Annotated in this window: 23 protein-coding genes; 5 read left to right on the forward strand and 18 right to left on the reverse strand. The window is 67.9% G+C overall.

The features are described 5' to 3' along the window. Positions 1-116 precede the first annotated feature (116 nt). Positions 117-1,511: a cryptochrome/photolyase family protein gene (locus AC6BOR_RS04535; RefSeq protein ID WP_498060005.1), complete on the reverse strand. Its 1,395-nt coding sequence runs from the start codon at positions 1,509-1,511 to the stop codon at positions 117-119. A gap of 73 nt (positions 1,512-1,584) precedes the next feature. Here AC6BOR_RS04535 and AC6BOR_RS04540 point away from each other — a divergent pair, with 73 nt between their 5' ends. Further along, positions 1,585-2,460 carry a D-amino-acid transaminase gene (locus tag AC6BOR_RS04540; RefSeq protein ID WP_498060006.1) on the forward strand — a complete coding sequence of 292 codons (876 nt, stop codon included), beginning with the start codon at positions 1,585-1,587 and terminating at the stop codon, positions 2,458-2,460. Positions 2,461-2,664: 204 nt separating this feature from the next. Here the strand turns inward: AC6BOR_RS04540 and AC6BOR_RS04545 are convergent, their stop codons facing one another. From AC6BOR_RS04545 to AC6BOR_RS04590, 10 genes are all read right to left on the reverse strand, one after another. Next, a complete protein-coding gene (locus tag AC6BOR_RS04545) occupies positions 2,665-3,231 on the reverse strand; it encodes a periplasmic heavy metal sensor (protein WP_498060007.1) in 567 nt (188 codons plus the stop codon). Beyond that, a complete protein-coding gene (locus tag AC6BOR_RS04550) occupies positions 3,228-3,704 on the reverse strand; it encodes a hypothetical protein (protein WP_498060008.1) in 477 nt (158 codons plus the stop codon). Before AC6BOR_RS04550 ends, AC6BOR_RS04545 begins: the two co-directional genes overlap by 4 nt. After that, positions 3,701-4,279 carry a sigma-70 family RNA polymerase sigma factor gene (locus AC6BOR_RS04555; protein WP_498060009.1) on the reverse strand — a complete coding sequence of 193 codons (579 nt, stop codon included), beginning with the start codon at positions 4,277-4,279 and terminating at the stop codon, positions 3,701-3,703. The genes AC6BOR_RS04550 and AC6BOR_RS04555 overlap by 4 nt, the downstream gene beginning before the upstream one ends. 5 nt (positions 4,280-4,284) lie before the next feature. Then, positions 4,285-5,223 carry a histone deacetylase family protein gene (locus tag AC6BOR_RS04560; protein WP_498060010.1) on the reverse strand — a complete coding sequence of 313 codons (939 nt, stop codon included), beginning with the start codon at positions 5,221-5,223 and terminating at the stop codon, positions 4,285-4,287. Continuing rightward, entirely contained in the window at positions 5,223-7,802 is a 2,580-nt protein-coding gene (pepN, locus tag AC6BOR_RS04565) for an aminopeptidase N (protein ID WP_498060011.1), read from the reverse strand. Before pepN ends, AC6BOR_RS04560 begins: the two co-directional genes overlap by 1 nt. A gap of 174 nt (positions 7,803-7,976) precedes the next feature. After that, positions 7,977-8,348: a hypothetical protein gene (locus AC6BOR_RS04570; RefSeq protein WP_498060012.1), complete on the reverse strand. Its 372-nt coding sequence runs from the start codon at positions 8,346-8,348 to the stop codon at positions 7,977-7,979. Next, positions 8,345-9,328 carry a phosphotransferase family protein gene (locus AC6BOR_RS04575; protein ID WP_498060013.1) on the reverse strand — a complete coding sequence of 328 codons (984 nt, stop codon included), beginning with the start codon at positions 9,326-9,328 and terminating at the stop codon, positions 8,345-8,347. The genes AC6BOR_RS04570 and AC6BOR_RS04575 overlap by 4 nt, the downstream gene beginning before the upstream one ends. Next, positions 9,318-10,418, reverse strand: a complete 1,101-nt coding sequence (locus AC6BOR_RS04580; protein ID WP_498060014.1) for an Rv3169 family protein — start codon at positions 10,416-10,418, stop codon at positions 9,318-9,320. The genes AC6BOR_RS04575 and AC6BOR_RS04580 overlap by 11 nt, the downstream gene beginning before the upstream one ends. Before the next feature lie 54 nt (positions 10,419-10,472). Beyond that, positions 10,473-11,363: a phytanoyl-CoA dioxygenase family protein gene (locus AC6BOR_RS04585; protein WP_498060015.1), complete on the reverse strand. Its 891-nt coding sequence runs from the start codon at positions 11,361-11,363 to the stop codon at positions 10,473-10,475. Between the two features lie 14 nt (positions 11,364-11,377). Beyond that, complete coding sequence (locus AC6BOR_RS04590; protein WP_498060016.1) at positions 11,378-11,911, reverse strand: TetR/AcrR family transcriptional regulator; 534 nt, start codon at positions 11,909-11,911, stop codon at positions 11,378-11,380. A 93-nt stretch (positions 11,912-12,004) separates the two neighbouring features. Here AC6BOR_RS04590 and AC6BOR_RS04595 point away from each other — a divergent pair, with 93 nt between their 5' ends. From AC6BOR_RS04595 to AC6BOR_RS04605, 3 genes are all read left to right on the forward strand, one after another. Next, positions 12,005-13,186, forward strand: coding sequence for a M48 family metallopeptidase (locus AC6BOR_RS04595; RefSeq protein ID WP_498060017.1), 1,182 nt, complete (start codon positions 12,005-12,007; stop codon positions 13,184-13,186). A gap of 140 nt (positions 13,187-13,326) precedes the next feature. Further along, positions 13,327-14,133: a Rossmann-fold NAD(P)-binding domain-containing protein gene (locus tag AC6BOR_RS04600; RefSeq protein WP_498060018.1), complete on the forward strand. Its 807-nt coding sequence runs from the start codon at positions 13,327-13,329 to the stop codon at positions 14,131-14,133. Then, on the forward strand, positions 14,130-16,391 hold the full coding sequence (locus AC6BOR_RS04605) for a xanthine dehydrogenase family protein molybdopterin-binding subunit (protein WP_498060019.1): 2,262 nt from the start codon (positions 14,130-14,132) through the stop codon (positions 16,389-16,391). Before AC6BOR_RS04600 ends, AC6BOR_RS04605 begins: the two co-directional genes overlap by 4 nt. A gap of 292 nt (positions 16,392-16,683) precedes the next feature. Here AC6BOR_RS04605 and AC6BOR_RS04610 read toward each other — a convergent pair whose 3' ends face one another. The 4 genes from AC6BOR_RS04610 to AC6BOR_RS04625 all read right to left on the reverse strand — a co-directional run bounded on the left by AC6BOR_RS04610 (position 16,684) and on the right by AC6BOR_RS04625 (position 19,094). Next, positions 16,684-16,875, reverse strand: coding sequence for a hypothetical protein (locus AC6BOR_RS04610; protein WP_498060020.1), 192 nt, complete (start codon positions 16,873-16,875; stop codon positions 16,684-16,686). Positions 16,876-17,168: 293 nt separating this feature from the next. After that, a complete protein-coding gene (locus AC6BOR_RS04615) occupies positions 17,169-17,978 on the reverse strand; it encodes a universal stress protein (protein ID WP_498060021.1) in 810 nt (269 codons plus the stop codon). Between the two features lie 17 nt (positions 17,979-17,995). Next, a complete protein-coding gene (locus tag AC6BOR_RS04620) occupies positions 17,996-18,700 on the reverse strand; it encodes a Crp/Fnr family transcriptional regulator (protein ID WP_498060022.1) in 705 nt (234 codons plus the stop codon). A 79-nt stretch (positions 18,701-18,779) separates the two neighbouring features. Then, entirely contained in the window at positions 18,780-19,094 is a 315-nt protein-coding gene (locus AC6BOR_RS04625; protein ID WP_498060023.1) for a hypothetical protein, read from the reverse strand. A 79-nt stretch (positions 19,095-19,173) separates the two neighbouring features. On the opposite strand from AC6BOR_RS04625, the gene AC6BOR_RS04630 reads away from it, so the two are divergent. After that, positions 19,174-19,767 (forward strand): sterol desaturase family protein, encoded by a 594-nt coding sequence (locus AC6BOR_RS04630; protein WP_498060024.1) that lies wholly within the window; start codon positions 19,174-19,176, stop codon positions 19,765-19,767. Between the two features lie 99 nt (positions 19,768-19,866). Here AC6BOR_RS04630 and AC6BOR_RS04635 read toward each other — a convergent pair whose 3' ends face one another. From AC6BOR_RS04635 to crtY, 3 genes are read right to left on the reverse strand one after another with little or no spacing between them, the layout of a single operon-like run. Then, on the reverse strand, positions 19,867-20,799 hold the full coding sequence (locus AC6BOR_RS04635; RefSeq protein WP_498060025.1) for a phytoene/squalene synthase family protein: 933 nt from the start codon (positions 20,797-20,799) through the stop codon (positions 19,867-19,869). Positions 20,800-20,857: 58 nt separating this feature from the next. Then, positions 20,858-22,354, reverse strand: coding sequence for a phytoene desaturase (locus AC6BOR_RS04640; protein ID WP_498060026.1), 1,497 nt, complete (start codon positions 22,352-22,354; stop codon positions 20,858-20,860). Then, the gene (gene crtY, locus AC6BOR_RS04645) at positions 22,351-23,517 is read right to left on the reverse strand and encodes a lycopene beta-cyclase CrtY (RefSeq protein WP_498060027.1); all 1,167 of its coding nucleotides are present in this window, start codon (positions 23,515-23,517) and stop codon (positions 22,351-22,353) included. Before crtY ends, AC6BOR_RS04640 begins: the two co-directional genes overlap by 4 nt. Between the last annotated feature and the right edge of the window lie 24 nt (positions 23,518-23,541).

Raw genomic sequence — 23,541 nt, forward strand, 5'->3', positions numbered from 1 at the left:
TTGCTTGGGGAGGTGCCGAGCGCAGCGAGGCGGAGGGGCGCGGCTGGGCCGGACGCGTGAGGCCCCTCCGTCGCCTTCGGCGCCACCTCCCCATCGTGCCGATGGGGAGGACCTCGTTAACCCGCCTTCACCTGCCCCCATGCCGCCAGCGCGCGGGCGCGGGCCTGGTTGTGGTCCACGATCGGCGCCGGATAATCGCGGCCCAGCTTCACGCCGGCGCGGATCAGGGCGACCCCGGCCTGCCACGGCGCATGGATCAGGCCATCGGGCAGCTTGGCCAGTTCCGGCACCCAGCGGCGGATATAGGCGGCGGCATCGAACTTCTCGCTCTGGCCCACCGGCGCGAAGATGCGGTTGAAGGGGGAGGAATCGACGCCCGATCCCATCACCCACTGCCAGCCTTGCGCGTTGTTGCCATAATCGGCGTCGAGCAGCGTGTCCCAGAACCAGCGCTCGCCTTCACGCCAGTCGATCAGCTGGTGCTTCACCAGGAAGCTGGCGGTGATCATCCGAACCCGGTTGTGCATCCAGCCGCTGGCCCACAATTGCCGCATGCCGGCATCGACGATGGGATAGCCGGTCTGGCCATGCTGCCACGCTTTCAGCCCGGCGGGATCGTCGATGAAGGGAAAGCCGTTGAAGGCGTCGCGGTTGGGGGCATCGCCATGATCGGGGAATTGATCGATGATGTTGGCGGAGAAATCGCGCCAGCCCAGCTCGCGCAACCAAGGCTCGGCGGTGTTTTCGCCCACGGCATCGGCAATCGCATGCCAGGCGGTGGCGGGTGAGACTTCGCCCAGCGCCAGATGCGGGGACAGGCGCGACGTGCCCTCCACGCTGGGCAGGTTGCGCGTGTCGTCATAGCGGGCGGCGATGCGGGCAAAGGCGTTCAGCCGGGCCAGCGCGCCGGCTTCGCCGGGTTGCCATTCGCCAAATCCGGTGGACCAATCGGGCTTGGTCGGCCGCAGCCGCCATTGCGCCAGATCATCGCTGGCGACCGCACCGACATCCGCCCAGCGCAGCGCCGGTTCCGGCAGCGGGCGCGGCGGCGGCATCTGTTCCAGCAGCTTCTTCCACCAGGGCGTGAAGATGCGATAGCGGCCGCCGGTGCCGCTGAGCACGTTTGCCGGCGGGGCGAGCGTGGCGCCGTGGTGGCGGCGCACATCGCCGGCCTCCGCCTCCTGCACGGCGGCCCAGGGTTCGTGGTGGACGATCGTGTGGACATCGGCCCCCAGTTCCGCCGCCAGCGCGCGCACGATCGGCCCGGCGCGGCCCCGGCGCAGGATCAGCCGGCCGCCACGCTCGGCAATGCGCTGGCCAAGATCGGCAAGGCTGTGGTGCAGCCACCATCGCTGCGCTGCGCCCATCTTCCAGGCGCCCCCGGTGTCATTGGGCGTTTCATCGTCCAGCACGAACAGTGCCACCACAGGCCCGGCGGCGGCAGCGGCGCAGAGCGCGGCATGATCAGCCAGGCGCAGATCATTGCGGAACCAGACGAGTTGGGGGTGCATGCATGCCTCTCGACACAAGGGAGCGGCAGCCGCTAGACGGTTGCGCTCACGCCGTCACGGGGATTGCAACACCATGCCGCAACTGGCCTATGTCAACGGGCGCATCCTGCCGCTGGCCGACGCCAGCCTGCATGTGGAGGATCGTGGCACCCAGTTTGCCGATGCGGTGTATGAGGTGTGCGCCGTGATGAACGGCCGCATTCTTGATTGGGGCCCGCATCTGGTGCGGCTGCGGCGCAATCTGGCGGAGCTGGGCATAATCTGGACCATGGCCGATGGGCCGTTCGGGCTGCAGGCGCGCCGGCTGATTGCCGCCAATGGGCACAAGGATTGCCTGCTCTATATCCAGATCAGCCGCGGTGTGGCGCGGCGCGACCATGCCTTTCCGGATGCGGCGCCGGCCAGCGTGGTGATGACGGTTCGGCGGTTTGATTTCGGCCAGCGGGTGCGCCAGCTCACCAGCGGCATCAAGGTGATCACGCGGCCCGACAACCGCTGGGGCCGGGTGGACATCAAGACCACCGGCCTGTTGGGCAATGTGCTGGCCAAGCAGGCGGCGCGCGAGGCCGGCGCGTTCGAGGCCTGGCTGCTGGCCGGCGAGACGGTGCGCGAAGGCAGCAGCACCAACGCCTGGATCGTGAAGGACGGCCGCATCATCACCCACCCGACCGGCACCAACATCCTGCCCGGCATCGCGCGCGACAGCCTGATCCGGCTGGCGACGGTAGCGCAGATGGTGGTCGAGGAGCGGCCCTTTACCCTGGCCGAGGCACTCGGCGCGGACGAGGCCTTCCTCACCTCCACCACGGCGCCGATCCTGCCGGTGGTGGCGGTGGACGAGCACCGGATCGGGAAGGAGGGCTTGAGGGGCAAACCCGGCCCGGTGACGGCGCGGCTGGCCGAGCTGGTGTGGGCGGAAGTGGCGCGGCAGACGGGTTGGGCCGTGTAAATCCTCCCCCTCTGGGGGAGGTGCCGAGCAACGCGGGGCGGAGGGGGCCGGGAAGGACCGCGCTTGCCGGCCCCCTCCGCCCTGCGGCCACCTCCCCCAGAGGGGGAGGATCTTTGGTGGCCTCCCAAGAAAAACGCCCGCCGGTGGGGGCACCGGCGGGCGAAGTTTGTCCGGCACCGCAAGGGCACCGTCCAGGGTTCGCGATCACTCGATATCGTCACCGGGGCGCGGCGGCGGCGGGGGTGGTGGCGGCATGTCGCCCGCCTGACCGCCACCGGGACCGCGGCGCTGCTGCCAGCGGTCGCGCCAGCCGGCCATGCGCTGTTCCATGCGGGCCTTCATGGCGCGGCTGTCGGCGGCAAAGGCCTTGCGGTCTTCCGGGCTCAGCTTCTGGAAGGCGGCGAGCATGGCGGCCTGCTTGGCGGTGCGGCTGGCTTCGGCGACGGCACGCTCTTCCTCCATCGCGCGCTTGACGGCGGCGATGTCCAGCCGGTCGGCAGCCAATGCCGTGAGCAGCTTCTCGCGCGCGGCCTCCACCTTCTGGCGGCTGGCGGCGCGGTCATCGCCGGCCATCATCGCCTCGCGGATAGTGGCGCGGCCGGCCTCGCTCATCGACGGGAACATGCGCATGCCCATCATGCGGCCGTGCGGGCCGCCGCGCATCTCGCCACCGGGCGGCGGAGCGGGCATGCCGGGGGGCGGCGGCGGCATCTGGGCCAGCGCCGGGCCGGCCAGCAGCAGGGCTGCGACGGCGATCAGTTTCGGGCTCATATCAATTCTTCCTCAACGGCGGTCGGCGTGAACACATAGGCGAAGGCGGCATCGGCCTCGGCCTGCTCAACCCCGGCCGACGGCGGGGTGGCAGCGGCAATGGTGGGGGCGCCATTGCCGGATTGGGGTTGCAGGCCCAGCCAGCCGCCGACGGCGACGACCAGCGCCAGGCTGGCGGCGACGGCGGCCGGCATCCAGCGGCGGGTGGCAGGCGCATGCGGCATCTGTTGGGGCATCTGCTGGGGTTGGGCGGTGATGGCGGCGACATCGACAGCCATCGCCGGCAGCGGCGCGTTCAGCCAATCGGTGAGCGCGGCATCGATGGCGCGGGCATCGGCCAGGGCGGCGGCCACGGCTGCATCGCTGGCGGCAAGCGCCACGAGCGCGGCGCGCTGGTCCGCCGGCCAACGGGCCGGATCGGCACCGTGGCTGGCAATGATCTCCAGCGCGGACTGGGTGGAAAGGGCGGTCACGGGTCTGAACCTTCGGTCAACATTGTCTTGAGCATGATACGGGCGCGGCCGAGCAATCCCTCGACCGCCTTGGGGGTGGTTTCCATCCGGTCGGCGATTTCGGCCATCGACAGGCCATCGCCGTGGAACAGCGCCAGGGCGAGGCGCTGGCGGGCGTTGAGGCCGGCCATGGCGGCGGCAAGTCGGGCCTGCTGATCGGCGGCGATGGCCTGGTGTTCGGGATCGGGCCGGCTGTCGGCCAGGTCAAAGGCGTCGTCGATCGGCTGCACGGGGCGGATGGCGCGGCGGCGATCGAGGCACAGGTTGATGAGGATGCGGCGGAACCAGGCATCGGCCGAGCCGCGCGCCGGATCAAAGCGGTGCGCCTCGGTCCACAGGCGGGCGAAGGCCTGTTGGCATGCGTCCTGCGCCTCGGCGGCGTCGTTCAGGGTGCGCCACGCCAGCGCCAGGGCCGGCCGTTCCAGCTGCCGCACCAGCGCGGTGAAGGCGGCGGCATCGCCCTGGGCCACGCGCAGCAGCAGGGCCGTCGCCAGCGAAGGGGCGGTAGGAGCAGGGCCGGGAGCGGGCGTTTCCATGCGCATCAGCCCTCGATACGGACGCCCGGCGGCATTTCCCCCGCGTTGGCGGCCTGCCAGCCGGCGATCAGGCCGGCAGCGTGGCGGGCGGTGATGGTGGCGGGATCGCCATAGCCGCCGCCCAGGGTGACGACGAGGGGCACGCCGGCGGCGCGGCAGGTGCGGGCGACATGGGCATCGCGCGCCGCCAGCCCGGCATCGGTGAGGGCGAGGCGGCCGAGCCGATCATCGGCGTGCGGGTCCACCCCGGCCTGCAGCATGACGAGGCCAGGCCGCCACTGGCGCAGCGCATCGGCCAGCGCATCGGCAAGGATGGCGCGATATTCGGCATCGCCCACGCCATCGGGCAGGCCGATATCGCGGTGGGAACGGGCCTTGCGCACCGGGAAGTTGCGCTCCGCATGGATGGAGAGGGTGAAGACATCATCGCGGCCGGCCATGATCAGCGCGGTGCCATCGCCCTGGTGGACATCAAGATCGAGGATGAGAATGCGCGCCACCGCGCCCTCGGCCACCAGCCGGTGGGCAGCGATGGCGAGATCGTTCGTCACGCAATAGCCGGCACCGCCATCGGGCCCGGCGTGGTGGCTGCCGCCGGCGCCATTGGCGGCCCAGCCATGGGCGAGGGCGTGGCGGGCGGCCGCCCAGGTGCCGCCGGCGACCAGCCTTGTGCGGCGGGCGACGGCGGGGGTGACGGGGATGCCGATGCGCCGTTCGATGGCGGGCGGCACGGCGGCGGCCAGCACCGCGGCGACATAATCGGGATCATGCACCGCCGACAGCCAGCGTTCCGGCATGGGTTCGGGGGTGAAGAGCTGCACGGCCTGCCCGGCGGCGGCGAGCGCGGCCGGCAACAGGGCATATTTGTCCATCGGGAAGCGGTGGCCGGGGGTGAGGGCCACGCTGTAGTCCGGATGGTGGAACAGCGGCAGGGCCGCTGCCATCAGGCAAGCGCCCGTGAGGCCATTTCCAGCACATCCTTGGACATGCCCGGCGCGGCGACGATGCGTTCCAGTTCGGCGCGCATCAGGGTGGCACGGCCGGCATCAAAGCGGCGCCAGCGACCCAACGGCACCGCCAGCCGGGCGGCGCTCTGCGGGTTCAGCCGGTCCACCGCGATCAGCTGATCGGCGAGCAGGCGATAGCCTTCGCCATCGGCGGCATGGAACCAGCGCTGGTTGGCGGCAAAGGCGCCAACCAGGCTGCGCAGCCGGTTGGGGTTGGACGGGGTGAAATCCGGGTGTTTCAGCAGCCGGTCGACCTGTTCCAGCACATCGGGGCGGTTGGCCAGCGCCTGGGCGCTGAACCATTTGTCGATCACGTCGTTGTTGCCGGCAAAGCGCTGGTGAAAATCGGCCAGCACGGCAGCGCGGGCAGGCGCCGGGCTGTTCACCAGCGCCGTCAGCGCCGCCAGCCGGTCCGTCATGGTCAGCGCGGCGTGATATTGGGCTTCAGCGGCCGCAAAGGCGCGATCCGATCCGGCGGTGACGAGATAGGACAGGGCGACATTGGCGAGACGGCGGCTGCCCTTGACTTCGGGCGTCAGCGCGGTTTCGCGGCCGGCCAGCGCGGCACGCTCCCGCTCATAGGCCGCCCACCATTCGGTTTCGAGGCCGGTGGCAATGGCCAGGCGCGCGGCCTCGCGGCGGCGGTGGATCGCCTCCACATCCACGATGGTCGCGGCATCCCCGATGAAGCTTTCGGTCGGCAGCAGCACCGCTTCGCCCTTGAAGGCGGCATCGAGGCCGGGATCGGCCAGCGTGCCCCTGACCGCCTCGACCAGCGGGGCAGGATCATCGTCGCTGCCCAGCACCGAGAGGGCGAGCTGCTGAAACGCCTCCCACCGGGCGAAGGGATCATCATCATGGGCGGCGAGGAAGGCCAGGTCGGCGCGGGCCGTGTCCGCCTCCACCACCACGGGGGCTGAAAAGCCGCGGTTGAGGCTGGGCAGCACCGGTTCGGGCAGATCGGCGAAGGTGAGATGCGTCACCGCTTCGCGCAGTTCCACCACCTGTTCATCGCCGATGCGGCGGCCGCTGTTGCGGCCGATAAGAGCGAGGCGGAAGGGCATGTGCACCGGCTGCTTGTCGGGCTGGCCCGGCGTTGGCGGCACCGTCTGGCGCAGCACCAGTTCGGCGCGGCCACCCTGCTGGGTGAGCGTGACCGAAACGCGCGGCGTGCCGGCCTGTTCATACCAGCGGCGGAACTGCTTGAGGTCGATGCCGTTGGCATCTTCCATCGCCTTGAGCCAATCCTCGCAGGTGACAGCCTGGCCATCATGGCGGTCGAAATAAAGATCGGTGCCGCGCCGGAAGCCGTCCACACCCAACAGGGCGTGCAGCATGCGGATGACCTCGGCGCCCTTGTTGTAGATGGTGGCGGTGTAGAAATTGGCGATCTCGACATAATGATCCGGGCGGATCGGATGGGCCAGGGGCCCGGCGTCTTCCGGAAACTGCACGGCGCGCAGGGCCCGCACATCATCGATCCGCTTGACGGCGGCGCTGCCCTGATCGGCGCTGAACTGCTGATCGCGGAACACGGTCAGCCCTTCCTTCAGGCTCAATTGGAACCAGTCCCGGCAGGTGACGCGGTTGCCCGTCCAATTGTGGAAATACTCGTGCGCCACAACGCCGGCCACCGCATCGAAATCCATGTCGGTCGCGGTTTCGCTGTCGGCCAGGATATATTTGGAATTGAAGATGTTGAGGCCCTTGTTCTCCATCGCGCCGGCGTTGAAATCGGCCACCGCGACGATGTTGAACTCATCCAGATCATATTCGCGGCCATAGACGCGCTCATCAAAGTCCATGCTGGCCTTCAGCGCCGCCATGGCATGGGCGCAGCGCGGCACATCGGCCGCCGCCGTCCAGATCGCCAACTGCACGCGCCGGCCGCTCATGGTGACAAATTCATCGGTGAGCGCCGCCAATTGCCCGGCGACCAGCGCGAACAGATAGCAGGGCTTGGGCCAGGGATCGGTCCAGGTGATTTCGTGGCGGCCGCCGGGCAGATCGCGCGCCGCCCCCCGGTCCCCGTTTGACAGCAGGATGGGATAGAGCGTCTTGTCCGCCTCCAGCCGCACCCGATAGCGCGACAGCACATCAGGCCGGTCGGGGAACCAGGTGATGGATCGGAAGCCTTCGGCCTCGCACTGGGTGACCAGCCGGCCTTCGCTGGCATAGAGCCCCATCAGCCTTGTGTTGCGGCTGGGGTGGATCACCACCTCGGTCTCAAACACGGCCTCGTCACCATCAACCGGGATGGTCAGCGTGTCCCCATTGGGCCAGTTGGCGCAGCCCTTGCCGTTCAGCATGATGATATGGGTTTCAAGGCCATGGCCATCCAGCACCAGCGGCCGGTCATGCCGGCCGTTGCGGCGCAGGTGGAGGCGGGCCTTCACCACGGTGCGCGTGGCATCGAGACGGATATCGAGATCGATATCGGGCACCAGCCAGTCGGGCGGCTGATAATCAGCCAGACGCACGGCAGCCAGCTGCGGATTGGATCGGGATTCGGCCATGCGCCGATGGTGCGTCAGGGCGGGGCCGAGGGAAAGTTAATTGTGGTGGGTTGAGCCGGTCCTCCGCCGCTGGGGGAGGTGCCCGCAGGGCGGAGGGGGCTGGCCAGGCACGGTCCTTGCTGGCCCCCTCCGTCGCGCTTCGCGCGCCACCTCCCCCAGAGGGGGAGAATCGGGTCAGGTCACCGGCACGGGGGGTGGCAGACCCAAGGCGGCATAGGCGGCCTCGGCCTCCGCGATGAGCAGGGTGAGCGCGGCGCGGTTGCCGGTGGCGAGCGCCGCGCCCAGGGCGGCGTGGCGGGTGTCGCGGCCGGTGGCGGCGTCGCCGAGCAGCGGCCGGGCGGCGGCAGCAGCAGCATCCTCCCGCGCCGGGCCGTGGGCGGCTTCGGCGGCGGCGAGCATCAGGATCATCGCGGCGGTGCCGGCGGTGCCGCCGGCATAATTGGCATCGGGCGCTTCCGGCTGGCCAAGCAGTTGCAGCGCCGGGGCGACTTCGTTGGCGAGCGCGGTGGCAACACCGTTCAACAGGGCGGGGAGCGGCAGGCTCACAGGCTCTCCAATGCTCTGGCCAGGGTGAGGGTGTGAAAGCGATAGGGGATGGTGCCGGCGAACATCAGGACCGGATCATGGCTGCGGCCATCGATGATCTCGCGCGCGGCGCTGATCCAGATCACCAGGCCCTGCACCTGCGCCATGATCCGCCACCAGACCCAGGCTTGTGGATCGAGCGTGAGGCCCGATGCCGCTTCCCAGGCGGCAATCGCCTCGGCCAGGGGCAGCATGCCGCCGGCCTTGCCGCTGAAATGCGACCAGAGCGGATCGCAGGCCCAGGCCAGATCCTCGTGCGCATCGCCGGCATGGACCATTTCCCAATCGAGGATGGCAAGCAGCCGGCCGGCGCCATCGTGGAGGAAATTGCCGGAGCGATAATCGCCATGCACGGTGCTGAGGCGCGGCGGCGCGGGCGGCGGGTTGGCGGTAAGCCAGGCCATCGCCGTCTCCAGCACCGGTTCGGGGCGGAACCGGTCGGCGGCATAGGCGGCCTGCCAGTGCGCCAGCCGGGCCAACGCCGGATGGGTGGGTGGCGCGTCGAGACCGGCGGCGGCGGGATCGGCGGCGTGGATGCGGCCCAGCGCGGTGAAGAATTGCCGGCCGACGCTGGCGCCATGATCGCCATAGGGTTCCGGATCGAGCAGGCCGGCCGCCTGCCCGCCCGCCACCTCGCGCATCAGGAAGCCTGGGGAACCAAAGCTTTCGGGCCCGGCATCGCAGAAGATCGGTTCGGGCACCGGCACATCGCTGCCGGCAAAGCATAAGATGGCGCGATATTCGGCCAGACGGTCCGTTTCGATCAGGCTGGACGGCGGATCGCGGCGCAGCACCACCGCCTCCCGCCGGCCGGAGGCGCCGGTGACATCAAAGCGATAGGTCTGCCGGGCGGAGCCGCCGTGGAAGCGCTTGAGGCCGGTGATCTCCACCGCCTCCCCCCAATGGCCGGCAAACCACCGGGCGAGATGCTCAGCCGGCAAGATCGAACAGCTCCCGGAAGCCTGACGGCGCGTGCGGGCCGATGGCCAATTGTTCGAACAGGCCGCGGCCTGGCACCGGGGCGGCCCCGGCGATGGACAGGCTGGCGGTGGCGAGCCCTTGCACATGGGCGTTCATCGGATTGGCCGGATCAACGCCGGCCAGATCAATCACCTCATGCGCCAGCGCATCGGCCCCCTGGAACATGCCGTGGCCGCGCGTCGGATGGCCATAGCCGATGCCCCGCATCATGAAATTGTCGCCAATGGCGAAATCGACGCTCACCGGCCGGCCATCGGGCAACCGCGCCTCCAGCCGGGCGGCGCCGGCGTGGCGGCTGCCGGGGCGGAAGGCCAGTGCCATGCGGGCATCGTCGAGCGGGAATTCGGCGCCATCCTTGAGGCGGACGAGCACGCCGGCGCGGTTCCACGGCCGGCCATGTTCATCATCATTGGAGTGGAAGAACAAGTGCCAATCATCAAAGGCGGTCGGCGTCCACAGCCAGAAGAATTGCGGCGGGGTGGGTGGCTGCACGGCTTGGGGCTCCGGCGCGCCGATCGGGCGCACGCCCCAGCTGCGGTCCCGCGTGCCGCGCCAGCCGGCAAGATCATGCGTGGTGCCGGCGGCGGTGATCTGGCCCTGCCACTGGCCGCCCTGGGTCATCCGGGTCACGTCCATCAGGGTGCGGGTGCCATTGCGGCGGATGAAGCGCGGTTCGAGGATGGGGGCGGCGCGGCCGGTGAAGCTGAGCTCGCCGCTGATGCCGGTGTCGTTGGGGGCGATGCTGAGCCGCAGCTTGTGCAGCGGTTCCAGCACGTCGAGCCTGACCGGGCCGATGTGCAGGTCCATCCGCTCCCCGCCCAGCACGCGGCTGGCAAACAGGCTGTGCTGCTGGCCGGCGTGGAGGATGGAGACGGCGCAATCGATGATGTTGAGGTGCGGATAGACGCCGAGCGCCGCGCCGATGACGGCGCTGCCGTCGGGGCTTTGGGCGCTGAAGAAATAGCGGTCGTAGAAATTGCGGTCGGTGCCCGAAACCGCGATCGGCTCCGGCGTCTGGTGGATGGGATAATCGTCGGCCCGGCTCAGCATGGCCGGATGGTTGGCCAGGCGGGCCGGGCCGGCAAGCTGGTGAAATGCGCCGGGTCAGCTGCGCACCTGTGCAGTGATGCTGGCGAGCAGTTCGCTGTCGGAAAAGCCCGACAGGCCATCACCCTGGCCCAGCACCCATTGCGGGCTCACCACCTCCGGCCCCTGCCCCGGCGGCAGCGGCGGCGTGAAATAGCCGAGCGCATAGCTGCCCATGGCATAGCCGAGCACCGCCTGCAGCGCCGGATCGAGCGTGCGGGCGATGGCCGGCGGGCAGGAGAGATATTGATTTTCCTCCTGCCGCAGCCAGCCCAGCGTGTAGGTGAGGTTGAGGCCGATGCGATCCATGGTGGAGCGGTTCTCGCCGCCGCCGTGGAACACCCCGCCGGTGTAGACGAGGACGGAGCCACGTTTCATCACGGCGGGCACGATCTCGTGCGGTTCGGTGACCCGGCTTTCGGGCCAGTCGAGCGAGCCGGGGACGAGCTGGGTGGCGCCATTTTCGGCGGTGAAATCGGTGACGGCCCAGATGGTGTTGAGCTGGGGTTCGACTTGCGAAAGATGCGTGCCCCAGGCCCAGCGGTCGCGGTGGATGGCCTGGGCCTTCTGGCCGGGGCGGATGCGGATGGCTTGGGTGAGGTGCAGCTGCCAGCGCTCGCAATAGGGTTTGAGCAGATCATCGCAGAGCGCGTGGATGAGGGGATGCATGACGAGATCGCGCACGTGGGGGCTGCGGGCGACAAGCGCGCCGGTGCGGGTGGTGAGGTGGCCGGTGAAATCATCGCGGCCATTTGGTGTCGCCTCCAGCCATGGGGCGATTTCGGCGGCCAGCGCCGCCATCTCGGGATCGGGGATCAGGCCATCGATGATGATGGCGCCATCGCGGCGCAGGGCGGCCATGATCGCGGCGGGATCGGCGGCGGCGGAAAAATGCTGGACATTTGGCATCGGTCGTCTCCGGTTCAGGCCAGCGCCGGCAGGGCGGCGGCCAGGGTGGTGGTGATGCGGCTGGCCGGCCAGTCGGCGGGTTCCAGCAGGATGCGGATGGCCAGCCCGTCGATCAGGGCGACCAGCAGATCGGCCTGCGGCGGCGACAGATCGGCGGCGAGGCGATCGGTGATGGCGGCATAATAGGCGCGGTGGCGGGCGAGCAGCGCCGGGTTGACCAGCGCCTCGGCCGAAAAGGCCAGCCACACCCGCCATTCGGCCGCGCTCTCGTCATCCTGCGGCAGGTAGGAGGCCATGGTGGCCAGCAGCTCGCCATGGCCGGCCGGTTCGTCCAGCCGTTCGAGCAGGCGGCCCATCACCTTGTCATAGGCGGCCGCGATGAGATCGCTGCGGCCGGGGAAATAATGGGTGACCGAGCCGGTGGTGACGCCGGCAGAGGCGGCGACATCGCGCATGGAGGCACCGGCGAGGCCATGGGCGGCAATCACCGCGGCGGCGGTGCTGGCAAGATCGTCGCGGCGGGCGGCGTGATCGACGGTTTTTGGCATAACATGCGTTACATAACACGCGTTATGTAGAGTCGCAAGCCGGCTTGCGCAACTGTATTGTTCATGCAATACGGTGGCCGACAGGAGCGCAGCATGGCATTTGATCCGGAACTGGCCACCCAGGCCTATATGGCGACGCTGAAGGGCGCGGCGCGGGCGCGGTCTGACGCTTATTTCGAAGGCGGATACTGGCTGATCCTGTGGGAATTCATGGCGACGGTTGGGGCCAATCTGATCGTGCTGCAGCTGGGCTGGGCGGGGCGGCTGTCGAAATGGGCGCAGGCCAAGGCCGGGCCGATGCTGGCGCCGCTGCTGTTTGCCGTGCCCTATCTGTTGCTGATCACGCTGATCATGGCGCCCTACACGGTCTATACCGAATTTTTCCGCGAACATGCCTATGGCCTTTCGAACCAGAATTTCGCCGAATGGGGGGGTGAGGCGTTGATCGGCATCGCGGTCGACACGTTGATCGCGGCGATCCTGTGGATGGGCGTGAGTGCTGTGATCCGGCGCTTTCCGCGCGGCTGGTGGCTGGGCGGCACCGGGCTGTCGGTTGTGGTGCTGATGGCGACGATCACGCTGGCGCCGGTCTATCTGGATCCGCTGTTCAACACGTACACGCCGCTGCCCGATGGCCCGGTGAAAACCGAGGTGCTGAAGCTGGCGCGCGCCAATGGCGTGCCAGCTGACAATGTGTTCCTGGTGGATGCCAGCCGGCAATCGGACCGGATTTCCGCCAATGTGAAGGGCATGTTCGGCACCACGCGCATTGCCTTGAACGACAATCTGATGAAGCAGGACATCAATGAGATCCGCGCCGTGATGGCGCATGAACTGGGCCATTATGTGCTGAACCACATCTGGACGCTGCTGCTTGGCATGTCGCTGATCATCGCTGCCAGCCTGGCGCTGGTGGCGGCGGGCACGCCGTGGCTGCTGGCGCGGCTGGGCGGCCGCTGGGGCCTCACCGGCATGGCCGATCCCGGCGTGCTGCCGGCGCTGACCATCCTGGCGAGTGCGGCCTTCTTCGTGGCGACGCCGCTGACCAACAGCCTGATCCGCGTGCACGAGCAGGAGGCGGACATCTTCGCCCACAACGCCGCCCGCGCGCCCGACAGCTTTGCCCGCATCGCCATGAAGCTGTCGCAATATCGCAAGATCGAACCGACGCCGCTGGAGGAGATCATCTTCTTTGACCACCCCAGCGGCCACACCCGCGTGATGACCGCCATGCGCTGGAAGGCCGAACATCTGGGCGAGCCCGACGTGCGATGACGCTCTCCCCTCCCCTTCAGGGGAGGGGTCGGGGGTGGGGACGTGCCGCAAGGACTGCGCGCAACTGCCCCACCCCCAGCCCCTCCCCTGAAGGGGAGGGGAGCATTTCCCGCGCCTCTCCGGCCTGCTAACGTCCCTTCATGCATCTGCTCGTCCTCGGTCTTGGTTACAGTGCAGCGCGCATTGCCGATGCGGCGCGCGCCGCCGGCTTTGCCATCACGGCCGTGCGTTCCCGCCCCGGCCCCGGCGTGCTGACGCTGGACAGCCCGGAACTGCCCGGCATCATCGCCAGCGCCAGCCATATCCTCTCCTCGGTGCCGCCGGCGGCCGATGGCCATGATCCGGTGCTGGTGCAGCACGGTGCCGCCATCGCCGCCGCGCCGGCGCGCTGGGTGGGCTATCTTTCGTCCACCGGGGTCTATGGCAACAGCGATGGCGCCTGGGTGGATGAAAGCGCGCCCCGCAATGGCCGGCGCGATGGCCGGCTCGCCGCCGATGCCGCCTGGGAAGCGCTGCACGTGGCAGCGCGGGTGTTCCGCCTGCCCGGCATCTATGGCCCCGGCCGCTCCGCGCTTGACCGGTTGCGCGCCGGGCCGGTCGCCCGTATCGACCTGCCCGGCCATGTGTTCAGCCGCATCCATGTTGATGATATTGCCGGCGCCGTGCTGGCCAGCATGATGGGCGGCCCGGCCGGTGTGTTCAACATCGCCGATGATCTGCCAGCGCCGGGTGAGGCCGTCACCGCCGCCGCCGCCCGCCTGCTGGGGCTGGAACCGTCGCCGCTGCTGCCGCTGGATCAGGCCGGCCTGTCACCCATGGGCCGGGCCTTTTATGGCGAATGCCGGCGGGTGGCCAATGGCCGCATGAAAAGGCAGCTTGGCTATTGCCTGAAATATCCCGATTATCACGCCGGCTTATCCGCCTGCCTTGAGGAGTCTGCCCCATGAAGTTCGGCACCGGACAATCGACCCCGCGCGTGGAAGACGCCCGCCTGTTGACCGGCCAGGGCCGTTACACCGACGACATGGCGCGGCCGGGCATGCTTTATGGCACCACCCTGCGCTCCCCCCATGCCCATGCCGCGATCAGTTCGATCGACATTTCGGCGGCGCTCGAGGTGCCGGGCGTGGTTGCCGTCTACACCCACGCCGACATCGCCGGTTATGGCCCCATCCCCTGCCTGGTGCCGCTGTCGGGCGAGGTGAAGACGCCGCGGACACTGCTGGCCGGTGACCGCGTGCGCTTCGTGGGTGATGGCGTCGCCTTCGTGGTGGCGGAAACGCGCGAGGCCGCCCGCGCCGGGGCCGAGGCCATCTGGGTGGAGTATGAGGAGCTGCCGGCGGTGGCCAGCATCGCCGCCGCCATCGCGCCCGATGCGCCGAAAATCTGGCCGCAGGCCGCCAGCAACAGCCTGTTTGACTGGCAGGTCGGCAACCCGGATGGTGTCGCCGAGGCGCTGGCCAAGGCCGCGCATGTGACGCGGCTGCGCATCATCCAGAACCGCGTTGCCCCGACATCGATGGAGGTGCGCGCCGCGCTGGGCGAATTTGATGCCGAAGCCGGCTTCACCCTCACCACCGGCAGCCAGGGTGTCGCCTCCATGCGGCGCGAACTGTCGAAGGTGATCCTGAAGGTGCCCGAGGATCAGGTGCGCATCATCACCCATGATGTCGGCGGCGGCTTTGGCATGAAGAGCTTCATCTATCCCGAATATGCGCTGGTGCTGCACGCCGCCCGCCAGCTCGGCAAGCCGGTGAAGTGGACGGGGGAGCGCAGCGACGCCTTCCAGACCGACACGCACGGCCGGGCGATGGAGAGCGAGGCGGCGCTGGCGCTGGACGCGGACGGCCGCATCCTGGCGCTGAAGGTGGAAACCTGGTCTGATCTTGGCGCCTATCAGGCGCAGTTCGGCCCGGCGATCCAGACCATGGCCGGCGGGCGCATCATGGGCGGCGTCTATCGCATCCCGGCCATCCAGAATCTGGTGCACGGCGTTGTCACCAACACCACGCCGGTGGATGCCTATCGCGGCGCCGGCCGACCGGAATCGGCCTATATCATGGAGCGGCTGATCGAAGCCGCAGCCCGCGAGATCGGCATGGGCGTGGACGAGATCCGCGCGAAGAACCTGCTCACCCCGGCCGATCTGCCGCATGCCAATGGCCTGGGCCTGACCTTTGACATCGGCAATTTCCCGGCCGTGCTCGAACGCGCCAAGCAGGTGGCGGACTGGGCCGGCTTCCCGGCCCGCAAGGCCGAGGCGGCGGCGCGCGGCAAGCGGCTGGGCCGCGGCATGGCCTATTATGTCGAGATTGCCGGCGGTGGCGGCACCGAGGAGCATGCCGATGTGAAGGTGGCCGCCGATGGCCGGATCGAGATGGCGGTGGGCACCCAATCCAACGGCCAGGGCCATGAAACCGCCTATGGCCAGGTGCTGGCCGCCCGACTGGGCGTGCCGCTGGAGCAGATCCGCATCGTGCAGGGCGACACCGCCCGCATGGAGGTGGGCGGCGGCACCGGCGGCTCCCGATCGATGGCCTTTGGCGGCGGCGCCGTGCTGCAATGTGCGGACGACATGATCGCGCGCGGCACCGCGCTCGCCGAGGCCGATCTGGGCGGCGACGTCGATTATGGTGACGGCCTGTTCAAGGCGCGTGGCAGCAACGCCACGCTGAGCTGGGCGGAGCTGGCCAGCCGGCATCCAGGCGCTCTGGATGGCCGCAGCCGTTACACCACCAAGGAAAGCAAGCCCGCCCCCACCTTCCCCAACGGCTGCCACATCGCCGAGGTGGAGCTGGACCCCGATACCGGCGTCATCGCCGTCACCCGCTATGCCCTTGTCGATGATTTCGGCGTGCTGGTGAACCCGATGCTGGTCGAAGGCCAGATTCACGGCGGCATCGCGCAGGGTCTGGGCCAGGCGGTGCTGGAAAACATCGTCTATGACGACGCCGGCCAGCTGTTGACCGGCAGCTTCATGGATTATGGCATTCCGCGCGCCGACCAGATGCCGCCGGCCGTCACCTTCGAAACGCTGAACACCCCGTCACCCACCAACCCGCTCGGCGTGAAGGGCTGCGGCGAGGCTGGCACCATCGGCGCCATGCCATCGGTGATCAACGCCATCATCGATGCGCTGGACGGCAAACAGGTGGAAATGCCGGCGACGCCGGAGAAATTGTGGCGGCTGGCCAACGCCGCCTGAGGGCAGGCGTGAATTAATCCTCCCCCTCTGGGGGAGGTGCCCGCAGGGCGGAGGGGGCGGCGAGCCCAGTCCTGCCGGCCCCCTCCGCCGCCCGGCGGGCGGCACCTCCCCCAGAGGGGGAGGATCTGGTTCGGATGGCTGCACCCCAAACAGAGGGAAGCCGCCGCGCCTGCCCGGCACGACGGCTTCCCGTTGGTTGCCCTGCCGGTCCCTCCCCCCGGAGGATGGGTGGGAGACGGGGGGAGGCCACAGAGCAACCAACCTCGGGCCGTGCGTGCCAGTGCTGTGGCGATCAGCGGATGAAGCCGATCACCACCGCCCACAGCAGCATCAATGTTGGCACGGTCATCACCTGGGCCCAGGCCGCACGGCCCGAAAGATAGCCGCTGGCGGTATCGATGCCCCACGCCCCGCGGCGCGGCGGATCATCCGCCTTGCGGCCCGATTGCCGTTGCATCAGCCACGGCAGGCCAAAATATGCCACCAACACCAAGCCAAACACGGCGAAGATCAAGCCAAGACCTTCACCAGAGCGAAACACAATATACATAACGGCAAGGTAGCCGGCGCCGGCACCGATCAATTGCGCTAAGAGCTTGTTTGGAAGATCAAATTCCAGGCGTCTTACGTCTTGGACATGTTGAGTGTCAATTTTTCCTGACACCAATCCATCGGCTTCGTCGCGAAATTCGAACTTAATGGCCCCTCTCCTGTGCTGGCCGGTTCAACGGTCTGCACACGCTGCCATGCCGTTAGCGCCGGCCGCCTTGATCCAGATCAATGGCCCATCAGGATCGGCAGCGGCGCATCGGACAGCAGGCCGCGCGTGACGCCGCCGAACAGCATTTCGCGCACCCGGCTGTGGCCATAGGCGCCCTGTACCAGCCAGCTGGCCTGGCGTTCGGCCGCGACGCTGCGGATCACCTGCTCCACGCTGGCGGCGCCGGCATCACGTTCCACCACATCGGCCGCCACGCCATGGCGCGACAGGAAGGCGGCGGCGACACGGCCGGTGAACGGGCTGTCCTTTTCCGACACGGTGAGCAGGGTGACGCCGCTGGCCAGTTTCAGAAGCCCGATGGCCTGGCGCAGGGTGCGTGCGGCTTCCTGGCTGCCATCCCAGCAGACCAGCGCCGGGCCGGCGACATCAAAGCGGGTGGCCGCTTCCGGCACGGCCAGCACCGGCGCCGGCGCCCGCACCGCGACATCGCCAGCCAGGCCCATTTTCAGGGCAGCGGCGCGGCCATAGGGGCCGGCGCTCATCACCACCACATCGGCCAGGCGGGCATGTTCGACCAGCCGGTCAGCGCTGTCGCCATCGCCGGATTGCCATTCCCAGCTCAGCCCCTCGCTGCGCAGCCGGGCTTCGACGGCGGCGCGTTCCTCGCCGCGCCGGGCCTCCACCGCGTCGATGAGGGTGGTGACCGGAAACGCGCCCATGGCCGGATCGCCCAGCGCATAGGCGGCATAGGGCAGCACCGACAGGCAGACGAGATGCCCGCCTGTGGCCCGCGCCAGATCAAAGGCCGCCGCCAGCCGCGAGGCCTGACCTTCATCCCCTTCGATATGCACAAGAATCGTTGTCATTGTCCCATCCCTCCCCTTCACATCAATTCGTCGGCGGCTTCGGCCAGCGCATCCGGATCCTGGATCATCACCTGGCGGCCGCCGGGCAGACCGATCACCCCGGCGGTTTTCAGCCGGGTCATCTGGCGGCTGACGGTTTCGATGGTCAGGCCCAGCAGATCCGCCATCTCGCCCCGGCTGAGCGGCAGTTCGATGACATGGGGTTCAACCGCGGCGGCCGGCCGGCGCTGCGCGGTTTCGGCAATGAAGCCGGCCACCCGCGCCAGCGCCGTGGCGCGGGCCAGCCGCGACAGGCTGCGCCGCACCTGGCCCAGTTCGGCCAGCGTGCGCGACAGCAATTGCCGTTCCATCGCGGGATGATCGGCCATCGTGCGCTCGATGGTGGTTTGCGGGAACACGCACAGCGACACCGCACTCAGGGCCACCACATCATGGGTGGCCGGGCCGCCATCCAGAAACGGCGTGCCGACAAAATCGCCCGGCCACAACAGGCCCACGATCACCTCGTGCCCGGCCGGGTTGATGTGGCTGATCTTCATCAGGCCGCGCTGGATATTGGCGCACAGGCGGGCCGGATCGCCGGCGCGGATCAGGGTTTCGCCGCGCGCCAGGCTGCGCTGGGTGCCGTGGGCGGCCATCGGTGCCAGCGCGGCATCAGTCAGCACGCCGCACAGCGCGGCATCGCGCACGGCGCACTGGTTGCAACTTTTCCCGAACACCATGGCTGCTCTCCCGCCTGCCATAGTGGCGAAACGGGGCAGCAGGGGAATCGGGGCAGCTACCTAAGGGCTGGCCCGGATATCAAAAGGCGCAGCCGATGCCGGCGCGCAGGAATTCGGCGACCAGGCCAGGGTCCTTCTCGTCGGTCAGCTTGTCGGCGATCTGGCGGATGGACATGCGCTGCAGCTTTTCCATGCGGGTGTTGGTCAGCTCCTGCAGGCGCAGCAGCTGGCCCACCGACAGGCGCTGGCCCAGCCGGTCGCCCATGCACTGGGCCTGGCGTGGGGAGACGCCGAGTTCGGTGAGATTTTTCGTGATGCGCTGGGCCGGGGTGGCGCAGGCGCTGAGCAGCAAGGGCAGCGCGATCAGGGGCAGCAGAGCGGTGCGGGCAGTCACGGGATTTGGGCCTCTTTTGATGGGGGTGCGGCAAGTCCCCTAATGCATATCGCGCGGTGGCTGGCTATAGGATGAACCCATGCTCGATACTCTGGCCTCGCTGTCCACCCGCTATCCCGTGCTTACTGATGTGACCTGGTGGCAGGGCATCATCATCGCCCTCATCGTCGTGGCGATCATGGAGGTGGTGGCCATCGTCTCCCACAAATATGTGATGCACGGCTTCCTGTGGAGCCTGCACAAGAGCCATCACGAGCCGCGCACCGGCGCCTTTGAAAAGAACGACTGGTTCGGCGTGGCCGGGGCCATCCCGTCGATGATCCTGTTGATGATCGGCACGCACTATGGGCTGCACATGATCACCGCCATCGGGGCTGGCATCACCGCCTATGGCGCCATCTATTTTGGCCTGCACGACGTGCTGGTGCATCGCCGCGTGAAGCACAGCTGGAACCCGCAATGGGGTTATATGAAGCGCGTGGTCCAGGCGCACCGGCTGCATCACGTGGTGGAAACTAGGCAAGGCACTGTGAGCTTCGGCTTCATCTGGGCCCCGCCGATCCGCAAGCTGAAGGCGCAGCTGGAAGCCGATGGGCGCGGGCGGATTCGCGCAAGTGCGAAGATGAAGGCCGAGATGGGGATGATCGACAATGCGGAGCATTGGGCGCGGTAAAGGTTCGTTTGCTGTCATGCTGGCGAAGGCCAGCATCTATCGGTGATCGAGCCAAAGCGGCGCAATGGATGCTGGCCTTCGCCAGCATGACAGAGGATTTCAATCCGGCATCGTCCACAGGCCATCCCGTGAAGGCCCCGGCATCGGCCAGCGCTGTTTCCGGACCAACATTTCGCCAAAGGCTGCCGCCACGGCGCGGGCCTTTTCCGCCTTGGTGGTGGACACGCGGGTTTCCAGCCCGGCTTCTTCCAGGGCGCGCACCTTGCGGCCGATGCCGCCATAGATGCGGGCCGCCGCCAACACGGCCCAGGCGGCGCGGTTGCCGAGCGCGGAGGTGCCGAAGCGGGCCGATTCCTCATATTCCTCGGCCTTGAACACCAGCCGGGCGACCAGCCGCGCCAGCTGGCGGCGATAGGGCGGGAAGGCAAAGCTGTCGCCATCCAGCCCAACGCTGGCCAGCCAGTCATCGGGGATATAGCGGCGGCTGTTCATCGCATCCTCGATCACGTCGCGGGCGATGTTGTTCAATTGGAAGCTCATGCCCAGGTCGCAGGCGCGATCCAGCACCGGGCGATCATCCGGCTTCACGCCCATCACGATCGCCATCATCACGCCCACGCAGCCGGCGACATGATAGCAATAGGTCAGCGTGTCATCGAAGGTGAGGAACGGCCGTTCCTCCATGTCGATGCGAAAGCCGTGGATGAGATCGCGCGGGTAGCGGGCGGGCATGCCGGTGTCGCGCACCACCATGGCCAGCGCCTCATAGGGGGTGCCGGGCGTGGGGTTGCCGGCCAGGGCGCGTTCGGTTTCCCAATGCACCTCGGCCAGCCGTTCGGCGGGCGGGCGGCGGTCATCGTTGCGCCCTTCGCCCAGCACCTGGCCATCGATCACATCATCGGTGTGGCGGCACCAGGCATAGAGCAGCATGGCGCGATCGCGCGTCGGCGCATCGAACAGCCGGCTGGCCAGCGCGAAGCTTTTGGAGCCGCGCGCGATGGCGTCGCGGGCATTGGCGAGAACATCAGACACGGGATGCTTCCTGCCCGCCTGCGCCTTGTCGCGCAAGCGGGCTGAATGGCGAAGGCGGTCAGGCCGCCTTCTTCGCCAGCAGATCCTCGATCATCAGTTTGCCGGTCGCCTTGGCGCTGCCGACCACGCCGGGGATGCCGGCGCCGGGGTGGGTGCCGGCGCCAACGAAATAGAGGTTGGTCAGCACATCATCGCGGTTGTGGGTGCGGAAATAGGCGGACTGCCACAGCACCGGTTCGAGGCTGAAGGCGCTGCCCTGGTGGGCGAAGAGGGTGGTTTCGAAATCCTTCGGCGTCCAGGTCCGCATCGTTACCAGATCGCGGCGCAGGTTGGGGATGCAGCGGCGCTCCAGCGCGTCGAGGATGGACGAGGCGTAACGCGGCGCTTCCTTTTCCCAATCAATGTCGAGCTTGCCGAGGTGCGGCACCGGCGACAGCACATAGAAGGCGCTGTGACCGGGAGGGGCCATGGCCGGATCGGTCGCGGTCGGGTGGTGGAGATAGAGCGAGAAATCCTCGGCCAGCTTGTCGCCGCCCTTGTAGATCTCGTCGAGCAGGCCCTTGTAGCGATGGCCGAACAGGATGGTGTGATGCTTCACATCCGGCCGTTCGCCCTTCAGGCCGAAATAGGTGACAAACAGCGACGGCGAGAAGCTGCGCCGCATCATCTTGCCGGCCATTTCGGCGCCACGCGGATGGGCGCCGAGCAGTTCCTTGTAGGTGTTGACGACATCGCCATTGGAGACGACCGCATCAAAGCGGCCCGACCAGCCATCGGCGCAGCGCACGCCAGTGACCCGGCCGCTGTCGGCCATGATGGCTTCGACCTTGCTGCCGATGCGGGTGGTGCCGCCCAGATCCTCGAACAGCTTGACCATCCCGCGCACCAGCGCGTGGGTGCCGCCGCGCGGGAACCACACGCCCCACTTCTTTTCGAGCGCGTGGATGAGGGCATAGACCGAGCTGGTCTTGAACGGATTGCCGCCAACCAGCAGCGTGTGGAAGCTGAAGGCCTGGCGCAGCCGGTCATCCTCGATATGGCGGGCGACCATGGCATAGACCGAACGGAACGCCTCATAGCGCATGAGCTGCGGCGCTGCCTTCAGCATCGACTTGAAATCGAGGAAGGCTTCGTGGCCCAGCTTCTGATAGCCTTCGCGGAACACATTGTCCGAGAATTCCAGAAACTTCCGATAGCCGGCGACATCCTTGGGATTGAACGCCTCGATCTGCTTGAAAAGGGCTTCCTCGTCGTTCGAATAATCGAACACCGAGCCATCTTCCCACAGCAGGCGATAGAAAGGCGTGACGTTGATCAGTTCGACATAGTCGGACAGCTTGCGGCCGGACAGTTCGAACAATTCCTCCAGACAGGTGGGATCGGTGATGACGGTGGGGCCGGCATCGAACTTGAAGCCATCATCTTCAAACACATAGGCACGGCCGCCCGGCTTGTCGCGGGCCTCGATCAGGGTGGTCTGGATGCCGGCCGATTGCAGGCGGATGGCGAGCGCCAGACCACCAAAACCGGAACCAATCACTGCAGCAGTCGTCATTTCAATCCCAATCCATATTTGAGCACGGTGCCCACCGCCCTCAAGGGCGGGATGGGCGGACGGCCGGAAAAGATCCGCCGCCAGTCATTCAGTTTCAGATCAGCGGCATAGAGCCGGCCGACCAGATCATCCGGGTGTTCATAGAAACGCTCCAGGATCGTGCGCCGTTCCTCGTCATGTGCGGCCAGGAACAGCATGCGATTGAGCACCCGATACATGCCGCGGCTGTTCCACACACGCATCGCATGGTCGCGGGTGGCGCGGTGGATGGTCGCGGCATCAAAGGCCGGCAGCGCCGCGATCATGTCGGCCATGCGCACGGCATCGGGGAAGCTGTAGCCGGTCACCGGGTGGAACAGACCGGCGGCCAGGCCCACCCGCGCCACACCGGGCACGCCTTCATCGAGGAATTTGGTGATGCTGCCGCCCACCGCCAGCGGCAGGATGCCGGTTTCCTCGCGGATCACTTGTCTGATCGTCCAGCCCTGCTGGGCGGCATAATCGGCGATGTGGCGGCGCAGCAGATCGGGCGCCATGTCGCGGCCATCGCTGTAATAAGTGTCCTCGATCAGCACATGGCGCGGGCCATAGGGCAGCGTGTAGACAAAGCGGTAGCCATCGGCCTGGGGGATGGTGGCATCCATGATGATCGGGCCCTTCAGCCCATGATCCTCGGCCAGTTCCACTTCCTGCCCCAGGAATTTCTGCCACCTGAGATCGAGCGCGTCGGTCTTCTTCTGGCCGCGGCCATCGATCACGGCGTTGCAGTGCAGCACCCGCTGATCGGCCAGCGTCACGCTGGTGGGCGACATTGCGACCACCGGCACGTTGGTGATGATGTGGCCGGGCGGCAGCGCGGCGGCGACGGCGGCGGCCAGCCGTTCGCTGTTGCTGGTGCCATAGCCGACATCCAGCGTGCGATGATGGCGCGGGAAGCGCACCGAGTAACAATCCCAGCGGTGGGCAAACAGCGGCTGGGTCCAGCGGCGCTGTTCTTCGTTGATGTCCAGCCCGAACGACGACCAGGTGTGATCGCCGCCGATCGATGCGCCGGATTCGACGATGGCCACACGCAATTCAGGGCGCAGCTGCGCCAGGCGCAGGGCAATCAGGCCGTTGGCGAGACCGCCGCCCGCCAGGATGAGATCGAAATCAGGCGTCACGCATTCGCTGTTAGACGGGCGCGA

It is taken from the genome of Sandarakinorhabdus sp. FBCC-B8862 (genome assembly GCF_059745315.1).